Annotated in this window: 8 protein-coding genes; 7 read left to right on the top strand and 1 reads right to left on the bottom strand. The window is 63.6% G+C overall.

All coding sequences use genetic code 11. The features are described 5' to 3' along the window. Nucleotides 1-94 precede the first annotated feature (94 nt). Entirely contained in the window at nt 95-925 is an 831-nt protein-coding gene (locus tag HX786_RS30010; RefSeq protein WP_003218269.1) for an IclR family transcriptional regulator, read from the bottom strand. A 241-nt stretch (nt 926-1,166) separates the two neighbouring features. Here HX786_RS30010 and HX786_RS30005 point away from each other — a divergent pair, with 241 nt between their 5' ends. The 7 genes from HX786_RS30005 to HX786_RS29975 are packed head-to-tail and all read left to right on the top strand — an operon-like array spanning nt 1,167 to nt 7,615. Continuing rightward, nucleotides 1,167-2,195: an ABC transporter ATP-binding protein gene (locus HX786_RS30005; RefSeq protein ID WP_178912998.1), complete on the top strand. Its 1,029-nt coding sequence runs from the start codon at nt 1,167-1,169 to the stop codon at nt 2,193-2,195. After that, nucleotides 2,192-3,037, top strand: coding sequence for an ABC transporter permease (locus HX786_RS30000; protein ID WP_003218273.1), 846 nt, complete (start codon nt 2,192-2,194; stop codon nt 3,035-3,037). Before HX786_RS30005 ends, HX786_RS30000 begins: the two co-directional genes overlap by 4 nt. A gap of 4 nt (nt 3,038-3,041) precedes the next feature. Beyond that, nucleotides 3,042-3,836, top strand: coding sequence for an ABC transporter permease (locus tag HX786_RS29995; protein WP_178912997.1), 795 nt, complete (start codon nt 3,042-3,044; stop codon nt 3,834-3,836). Continuing rightward, on the top strand, nt 3,836-4,126 hold the full coding sequence (locus HX786_RS29990; RefSeq protein ID WP_003218277.1) for a (2Fe-2S)-binding protein: 291 nt from the start codon (nt 3,836-3,838) through the stop codon (nt 4,124-4,126). Before HX786_RS29995 ends, HX786_RS29990 begins: the two co-directional genes overlap by 1 nt. Continuing rightward, complete coding sequence (locus HX786_RS29985) at nt 4,123-5,466, top strand: NAD(P)/FAD-dependent oxidoreductase (protein WP_178912996.1); 1,344 nt, start codon at nt 4,123-4,125, stop codon at nt 5,464-5,466. The genes HX786_RS29990 and HX786_RS29985 overlap by 4 nt, the downstream gene beginning before the upstream one ends. After that, nucleotides 5,463-6,566 (top strand): FAD-binding oxidoreductase, encoded by a 1,104-nt coding sequence (locus tag HX786_RS29980; RefSeq protein ID WP_008430551.1) that lies wholly within the window; start codon nt 5,463-5,465, stop codon nt 6,564-6,566. Before HX786_RS29985 ends, HX786_RS29980 begins: the two co-directional genes overlap by 4 nt. Nucleotides 6,567-6,583: 17 nt before the next feature. Next, nucleotides 6,584-7,615 carry an ABC transporter substrate-binding protein gene (locus HX786_RS29975; RefSeq protein WP_178912995.1) on the top strand — a complete coding sequence of 344 codons (1,032 nt, stop codon included), beginning with the start codon at nt 6,584-6,586 and terminating at the stop codon, nt 7,613-7,615. Nucleotides 7,616-7,675: the final 60 nt, after the last annotated feature.

The raw sequence follows: 7,675 nt of genomic DNA, 5'->3' as shown, positions 1-7,675 counted from the left end.
AATGCGGTGTGTCAGTCACCAAATTTTTTACTGATACACCGCATTCGCGAGCAAGCCCGCTCCCACATTTGATCTGTGTCGTTACTGGTATTACCTACCCGCCAAAGATCTGCGAAGGCCGGCGCAACGTCGGGTCAAACGGGTTGATCTTCGGCCCGATCGCCGCCGCCTCGCGCTTCAACAACTCCACCACCGTCGGCAACCGCCCCGGCCCCAGCCGGTCGCTGATGGTCGCCACACTCAACGCCGCCACCGCATGCCCATTGCGATCCAGGATCGGCACCGCCAACCCGGCCATGCCTTCCAGCACCCCGGTATTGCGCGCCGCATACCCCAACCGCCGCACACTCTCCACCTCCGAACGCAAAAACACCTCGTCGTACAGGTGAAAATCCTTGAGCCGCGGCAAGTTGTAGCGGATCACCGTCTCGCGCTCTTCCTCCGGCAAAAACGCCAAAATCGCCAGGCTGCCCTGCCCCACGCCCAGCGCCACGCGGCCGCCGATATCACCGGTAAAGGTACGGATCGGATACGGCCCTTCACTGCGGTCCAGGCAGATCGCATCAAACCCACTGCGCGCCAGCAGGAACAATGAATCCCCCAACGACGCACTGAGGCGCAACATGCTCGGCCGCACCAGGTCCCGCAGGTTGCCGGTGTTGCCCGCATTCGCCGCCAGGGCAAAGAACTCCAGGCTCAGCCGATAGCGCTTGCTGCGCGCATCCTGCTCCACCATGCCCTCGTCCATCAGGCTGCGCAGCAGTCGGTGGGTGGTGGGTTGCGACAGCCCCACCTGCTGCGCCAGTTGCGTCACCCGTTCACCACCGTCCGGCGCCGCGCCGAGGATGCGCAGTAATGCAAACAACCGGGAGACGCCACCGGCGCCGACTTCCTTGACACTTTCATTCCGCTCAGTGGAATCCATAAGCCGATATCTCACACTAAATTCTGGTCAGTGAATGAAACTGAAAAAAGTACTCTATCCAGTGAAATTCTATCTTCCGCCATCCTAGTCTTTCGCCCTAATCTGCGTCCACAGGGGCGAAATGAACAACTAACGGCAGCCGACTCAAGATCGAGCGCCAACGCACCCGCAACACCCTTTTCGCATCTGCCCAAAACAAAAAAGCGCGTTTCGACGCGACTCAAAAAGGTGGAACGCAGACATGGCTTTTCTCCAACTCAACGCCTTGAGCAAACGCTACGGCGCCGTCGACGCGGTGGTCGCCACTGATCTTGCGGTGGAAAAAGGCGAATTCGTGTCCCTGCTCGGCCCCTCGGGCTGCGGCAAGACCACCACCTTGCAAATGATCGCCGGCTTCGTCGACGTCACCGGTGGCCAGATCGTCCTCGACGGTCGCGACATCACCCATGCCAAACCCGCCAGCCGTGGCCTCGGCGTGGTGTTCCAGAGCTATGCGCTGTTCCCCCACATGAGCGTGCGCGACAACGTCGCCTTCGGCCTGAAGATGCGCAAGGTGCCTGCCACTGAGATCGCAAGCAGAGTCAAGACCGTGCTGGAACTGGTGCGCCTGGCGCCCCACGCCGAGCGCTACCCGCGGGAACTGTCCGGCGGCCAGCGTCAGCGCGTGGCCCTGGCCCGCGCCCTGGTGATCGAGCCGCCGGTGTTGCTGCTGGACGAGCCGCTGTCGAACCTCGACGCCAACCTGCGCGAAGAGATGCAGTTCGAGATCCGTCGCATCCAGTGTGAAGTCGGGATCACCACCCTGATGGTCACCCACGACCAGGCCGAGGCGCTGTCCATCAGCGACCGGGTAGTAGTGATGCAGGCCGGGCGCGTGACGCAGATCGACGCGCCGTACAAACTCTATGAACACCCGCGCACACGCTTTATCTCGGACTTTGTCGGTAAGGCCAACCTGCTGACGGGCGACTTCGATCAACTCGGCGCGCCGCAAGTGCGCTTCGGGCCCGGCAACGGCGAACTGACCCTGAGCCTGCGCCCGGAAAAGATCGACCTGGTGGCCGCCGGCAACGGCCGGCTGCAAGGCAAGATCCTCGACAGCTACTTCTTCGGCAGCCAATGGCTGTATCGCATCAAGACCGAGATCGGCGAGCTGACCGTGGTCCGCCGCAATGACGGCAGCGCGCCATTGGCTTGCGGCGCTGCAGTGGGCCTGGACTGGGAGTCGAACCTGTTGCGGGTGCTGGCAGCGGATGAGGTGCGCGCATGAGCCGTGGCTACCTGTTGTCGTTGCCGGCGCTGGTGCTGTTTTTCGGGCTGCTGATCCTGCCCCTGGGCCTGACGCTGGTGCTGTCGTTCAACGTGTTCGACTATCAGGTGGGGGTGAAGGCCGATGAGTGGACTTTCGCCCACTACCTGTCGCTGTTCAGCGACTCGTACTTCTACGAGATCTTCTGGCGCACCTTCTGGATCAGTGCCCTGGTGACCTTGCTGTGCGTGGTGATCGGGGTGCCCGAGGCCTACATCCTCAGCCGCATGGGCACGCCGTGGCGCTCGATCTTCCTGATCCTGATCCTCACGCCGTTGTTGATTTCGGTGGTGGTGCGGGCCTTTGGCTGGAGCCTGCTGCTGGGTGCCGATGGCCTGGTGAACCAGGTGATCCAGGCCCTCGGCGGCAAACCGGTGAAGCTGCTGTACACCTCGTTCGCGGTGATCATCGCACTGGTGCACGTGATGCTGCCGTTCATGATTATCCCGGTGTGGACCTCCCTGCAAAAACTCGACCCGTCGGCGGAACAGGCGGCGCTGTCCCTGGGTGCCAGCCAGGCCACGGTGATGCGCAAGATCGTGTTGCCGCAGGTGATGCCCGGCGTACTCTCCGGCACCCTCATCGTGTTCGGCCTGGCCGCCAGCTCCTTCGCGATCCCCGGCCTGCTGGGCGGGCGCCGGCTGAAGATGGTCGCCACGGTGGTCTACGACCAATACCTCTCGGAACTCAACTGGCCCATGGGCGCGACCATCGCGGTGGTGCTGCTGTTGGTCAACTTGCTGATCATGCTGAGCTGGAACCGCATGGTCGAAGGCCGCTACAAAAAGTCCCTGGGAGTATAAGACGATGTCCAGAAACAGTCCTTTGGCCCTGGGCTTTCACGGCCTGGTGGTGCTGTTCATGATGGCGCCGCTGGTGGTGGTGTGCCTGGTGGCCTTCACCCCGGAAAACACCTTGAGCCTGCCCACTTCGGGCTTCTCCCTGCGCTGGTTTCATGCGGTGTTCGAGCGCGCGGACTTTATCCAGGCGTTCTACAACAGCCTGGTCCTGGCGTTCGTTGCCGCCACCCTGGCGACGTTGATCGCGGTGCCGGCGGCGCTGGCAATCAGTCGCTACCAGTTCCCCGGCCGTAACTTCTTCAGTGCGCTGTTCCTCTCGCCGATCATCATCCCGCACCTGGTGCTGGGGGTGGCGATGCTGCGGCTGTTCGCAATGATGGGCGTCAACGGCAGCTTCACCTGGTTGATGCTGGCCCACGTGGTGATCATCACGCCTTACGTATTGCGCCTGGTATTGGCGGCCGCCATCGGCATTGACCGCAGCGCCGAGCAGGCTGCCGAATCCCTCGGCGCCAGCCGCTTCACCCTGTTTCGCCAGGTCACCTTGCCGATGATTCTGCCCGGCGTGGCCGGCGGCTGGTTGCTGGCGTTCATCAATAGTTTCGATGAAGTGACCCTGTCGATCTTTGTCAGCTCGCCGGCCACCCAGACCTTGCCGGTGCGCATGTACGTGTACGCCACCGAATCCATCGACCCGATGATGGCGGCCGTGTCGGCGCTGGTGATCGGGTTGACGGCGGCGGCAATGATTCTGCTGGACCGGGTCTACGGCCTGGATCGCGTGTTGGTAGGGAAACATTGATGGCACTGTTCAAACGACTGGCGGAAACCGAGCGGCCCAGCCTGGCGTTCACCCTCGATGGACAGCCTGCCACGGGCCTGCTTGGGGACACCTTGCTGACTGCCGTACTGACCTGCGCCGAGCACCTGCGGGGCAGTGATTTCAGCGCCGAACGCCGCGCCGGTTTCTGCTTGATGGGGGCCTGCCAGGATTGCTGGGTACGCCTGGAAGATGGTCGGCGAGTGCGCGCCTGTTCGACCTTGCTGGAAGACGGCCAGGCGATTCGCCGTGACCCGGGGCGCCAGGCATGAAGAGCGTGGTGATAGTGGGCGCAGGCCCGGCGGGCATTACCGCAGCCCGGACCTTGCTGGACCATGGCGTAACCCCGGTGTTGGTGGACGAGAGCCTGCGCGGTGGCGGCCAGATCTATCGGCGCCAGCCGGCGAACTTCCAGCGCTCGGCCAAGCAGCTGTATGGGTTTGAAGCGGGCAAGGCGACAGCGCTGCATCGCACCATGGATGAGCTGGCCACCCGGATCGACTACCGGCCGGAAACCCTGGTGTGGAATGCGGAAAATGGCCGCCTGGACATGCTCAACAACGGCCACGCCGAAAGCATCGAATACGCGCAGATCATCGTCGCCACGGGCGCCACCGACCGCATCCTGCCCGTGCCGGGCTGGACGCTGCCCGGTGTGTACAGCCTGGGCGCGGCGCAAATCGCGCTGAAGTATCAAGGCTGCGCCATCGGTGAGCGTGTCGCGTTTTGCGGCAGCGGGCCGTTGCTGTACCTGGTGGCGTATCAGTACGCCAAGGCCGGGGCCAGGGTGGTGGCGGTGCTCGACAGCGCACCGTTCAGCGCCCAGTGCCGCGCCTTGCCGGCATTGCTCGGCCAGCCGGCGACCCTGGCCAAGGGTTTGTACTACCGCGCCTTGCTCACGGCCCACGGCATCCCGGTGCATCAAGGGGCAACGCTGTCGCACATCAACGGCGAGCAACGAGTGACGGGCATCCACTGGGACCAGCAGGAAATCGCCTGTGATGCCGTGGCCTTCGCCCATGCCCTGCGCAGCGAGACCCAACTGGCGGATTTACTTGGGTGTGAATTTGCCTGGAATGCATTGAACCGCGCCTGGTTGCCCCAGCGAGATGCGGCCGGGCGTAGCAGTGTCGCGGGGGTGTATCTGGCTGGCGACGGTGCAGGAATCATGGGCGCCGATGCGGCGCAAATGGCCGGCGAGCGAGCGGCATTGGCCTTGCTCGAAGACAGCGGTGTTGCCATCGACCACCGTCGCGGGCCCGTGCTGGAACAACAACTGGCAGGTATCCAGCGCTTTCGCCACGGCCTGGAAACCGCCTTCCCCTTCCCGGAAAACTGGGCCGCTGAAGCTCCGGACGAACTGATCCTGTGCCGCTGTGAAGAAGTCAGCGTCGGCGAAGTACGCGCGGTGGTGGACGAAGGCCACTGGGAAGTGAACCGGGTCAAGGCCCATTGCCGGGTTGGCATGGGTCGCTGCCAGGGCCGGATGTGCGGGCTGGCGGCGGCGGAAATCGTTGCCCAGCGCAGTGGCCGCGAGATTGAAAACGTTGGCCGCCTGCGTGGCCAGGCACCGATCAAACCCTTGCCGTTTGGCGTGGAGGTGCAGCCATGATCGACAGTGAAGTGATCGTGTTGGGTGGCGGGATTGTCGGGGCCTCGGCGGCTTTGATGCTGGCGCAGAAAGGTCGGCGCGTGGTGCTGTTGGAGCGGGACTTTTGTGGCTCGCACTCCAGCGGAGTGAACTATGGCGGCGTGCGGCGCCAGGGGCGGCCATTGCACCAACTGCCGCTATCGCAGCGTGCCCATGAGCTATGGTCCGACTTGCCGGGGCTGATTGGCATCGACGGGGAATACGTGCGCTCCGGGCATTTGAAACTGGCCCGCAGTCATGACGATCTGGCGGCTCTGCAGGCTTACGCCGACGCTACACGTGGCTTTGGCCTGGGCCTGCAAATGCTCGACCACGCTCAACTGCGCGCCCGGTTCCCGTGGGTGGGTGATGTGGCAGTCGGCGCGTCGTTATGCCCCGAAGACGGCCACGCCAATCCGCGCCTGGTCTCCCCCGCCTTTGCCCGCGCAGCGCAACGCCACGGTGCGAGGGTGATGGAGCAAACCGAAGTCACCCATCTTGAACATGACGGCCAGCGGTTTCAGTTGCGCTGTGCCAATGGGCTGCAGCTGCAAGCCCCCTGGCTGCTGAACTGCGCCGGCGCCTGGGCCGGCACCGTGGCCGCGCACTTTGGCGAGCCGGTGCCGATGACCTCGGCGCACCCGGCGATGCTGGTGACCGAGCCGTTGCCGGTGGTGATGGACGTGAGCACCGGGGTGGAAGGCGGCGGGATTTATGCGCGGCAAGTCGCCCGGGGAAATTGCATCCTCGGTGGCGGGCGCGGCTTTGCCCTGGGCCCGCAACAAGCCCGCCCGGGCCAGGCGGCGGTGCTGGAGATTCTGCGCAATGCCGGCGAGTTGTACCCGTTCCTCAAGGGTGCCCAGGCGATCCGTACCTGGAGCGGCACCGAAGGTTATCTGCCCGACCACGAACCGGTGATCGGCGACAGCAGCACCCAACCCGGTCTGCTCCACGGTTTCGGCTTTGCCGGCGCCGGGTTCCAGCTCGGCCCTGCGGTCGGTGAAGCCCTGGCAGAGATCGTCTGCACGGGGGCCAGCCGGCAGCCCATCGAAGCATTTTCCATCCGTCGTTTCCAAGCCTGAGAGGAAGATTCATGCACATGATCAAACGTACTGCGCTGTCTTGCCTGTCCCTCGCCCTGTTGAGCACGGCGGCCCACGCCGCACCGACGCTGTACCTGGGCATGAACGGCGGCACCATGGAGCGGGTCTACGCCGACAAGGTGCTGCCCGCGTTCGAAAAGGCCAACAACGTCAAGGTGGTGATCGTGCCGGGCACCTCGTCGGACATCCTGGCCAAGGTGCAGGCCAACAAGGACAACCCGCAGATGCACGTGATGTTCCTCGACGACGGCATCATGTACCGCGCGATTTCCATGGGGTTGTGCGAGAAGCTCACGCCCAACCCGATCCTGGACCAGATTCCGGCCAAGGCGAAGATCAAGGAAGAAGCGGTTGCGGTGACGCTCGGGGTGACCGGGTTGGGTTACAACGCCAAGATGTTCAAGGAAAAGGGCTGGGCGCCGCCGACGTCGTGGATGGACCTGGCCGACCCGCGCTTCAAGGACAAGGTGGTGTTCCAGTCGTTGGCCTCGTCCACATTTGGGTTGCACGGGTTCCTCATGTTCAACCGGATCCAGGGGGGCAGCGAGACCAACGTGGAGCCGGGGTTCAAGGCCTGGCCGAAAACCGTCGGGCCCAACGTGCTGGAGTACATCGCCAGCTCGGCGAAGATTTCCGAGATGGTGCAGACGGATGAGGCGGCGATCTTTCCGCTGACGCCGACGCAGGTGACCACGCAACAGTTGTTGGGTGTGCCGATGGAGTATGCGCAGCCGAAAGAAGGCGCGGTGGTGTTGAACGTGGCGGAGTGTGTGATTGCGCGGAATGACCAGCCGGAGTTGGCGCAAAAACTGGCGCAGTTCTTGTTGACCGCAGAGGCTCAGGCGCCGGCTTTGGAACTGGGGGATCAGATTCCTTCGAATCCTACGACGCCGACTACCGACAAAACCCGGGCGCGGGTGGAGGCGATGAACAGTTATTTGCAGACGGAGATTTCGATTGACTGGGACCAGGTGAACCAGGCGCGGCCCGAGTGGAATGCGCGGTGGAGTCGGTCGATTGAGCGGTAGGCTTTGGGGGTGAATATCCGTTATTTGGGTGATGGCTTAAATTGGTTCCGCTCTTACAGC

This window comes from Pseudomonas sp. 21615526, from assembly GCF_013386245.1.
Lineage (GTDB): Bacteria > Pseudomonadota > Gammaproteobacteria > Pseudomonadales > Pseudomonadaceae > Aquipseudomonas.
The sequence above is the reverse complement of the archived record's forward strand: the minus strand, read 5'-3'. Positions and strand labels throughout refer to the sequence as shown.

Coding starts and splice junctions, on each gene's coding strand:
- HX786_RS30010 (WP_003218269.1), bottom strand. CDS start 925: ATGGATTCCACTGAGCGGAATGAAAGTGTCAAGGAAGTCGGCGCCGGT.
- HX786_RS30005 (WP_178912998.1), top strand. CDS start 1,167: ATGGCTTTTCTCCAACTCAACGCCTTGAGCAAACGCTACGGCGCCGTC.
- HX786_RS30000 (WP_003218273.1), top strand. CDS start 2,192: ATGAGCCGTGGCTACCTGTTGTCGTTGCCGGCGCTGGTGCTGTTTTTC.
- HX786_RS29995 (WP_178912997.1), top strand. CDS start 3,042: ATGTCCAGAAACAGTCCTTTGGCCCTGGGCTTTCACGGCCTGGTGGTG.
- HX786_RS29990 (WP_003218277.1), top strand. CDS start 3,836: ATGGCACTGTTCAAACGACTGGCGGAAACCGAGCGGCCCAGCCTGGCG.
- HX786_RS29985 (WP_178912996.1), top strand. CDS start 4,123: ATGAAGAGCGTGGTGATAGTGGGCGCAGGCCCGGCGGGCATTACCGCA.
- HX786_RS29980 (WP_008430551.1), top strand. CDS start 5,463: ATGATCGACAGTGAAGTGATCGTGTTGGGTGGCGGGATTGTCGGGGCC.
- HX786_RS29975 (WP_178912995.1), top strand. CDS start 6,584: ATGATCAAACGTACTGCGCTGTCTTGCCTGTCCCTCGCCCTGTTGAGC.